Annotated in this window: 1 pseudogene; it reads right to left on the bottom strand. The window is 50.8% G+C overall.

The window, feature by feature from the left end:
- Window positions 1-915: pseudogene (locus tag L2740_RS21380) on the bottom strand (hypothetical protein); the annotation flags it as partial.

Genomic DNA, 915 nt, shown 5'->3' with positions numbered 1-915 from the left:
GAAATATCAACGCCATCAATCGAGTAAGAGCCGTCAGCATTAACGGTCACGCCAGTCACTTGCTGAATGTTGCCTGCGCTATCTGTGAGCGTGAGCGTCACAGTTGTGCCCGGCGCCACATCGGTTGTAGTACCCGATATATTGGCGGTTTCTGCATTGTCATCCACTGTCAGCGCAACGGTGAGTGCGCCATCAGTGGCGTCCATGTTGTCGGTGGCGGAGTCTGTTACAGAGTTGCCATTGCGATCATCTGCGCTGGCATTAACCGTGATATCACCATCAACCAGACCTGAGATATCCACACCATCAATTGAGTAAGTGCCATCAGCATTAACAGTTACGCCAGTCACTTGCTGAACGTTGCCCGCGCTATCTGTAAGCGTGAGAGTCACAGTCGTGCCCGGTGCTACATCGGTGGTGGTACCCGAGATATTGGCCGTTTCTGCATTGTCATCAACGGTTAATGCAACGGTTAAGGCGCCATCAGTGGCATCCATGTTGTCGGTGGCTGAATCTGTTACAGAGTTGCCATTGCGATCATCTGCGCTAGCGTTAACCGTGATATCACCATCAACTAGACCAGAAATATCCACGTCATCAATTGAGTAGCTGCCATCATCGTTAACGGTCACGCCAGTCACTTGCTGAACGTTGCCTGCGCTATCTGTCAGGGTTAATGTGACAGTCGTGCCCGGCGCCACATCGGTGGTGCTACCTGAGATATTGGCCGTTTCTGCATTATCATCAACGGTTAATGCAACAGTTAAGGCGCCATCGGTGGCATCCATATTGTCGGTGGCGGAGTCTGTTACAGAGTTGCCATTGCGATCATCTGCGCTAGCGTTAACCGTGATATCACCATCAACTAGACCAGAAATATCCACGTCATCAATTGAGTAGCTGCCATCATCGTTA

The sequence above is a fragment of the Shewanella pneumatophori genome (genome assembly GCF_023283895.1).
Classification (GTDB): domain Bacteria; phylum Pseudomonadota; class Gammaproteobacteria; order Enterobacterales; family Shewanellaceae; genus Shewanella; species Shewanella pneumatophori.
Note: the sequence above shows the minus strand (reverse complement) of the source record. Positions and strands in the feature narration are given on the sequence as shown.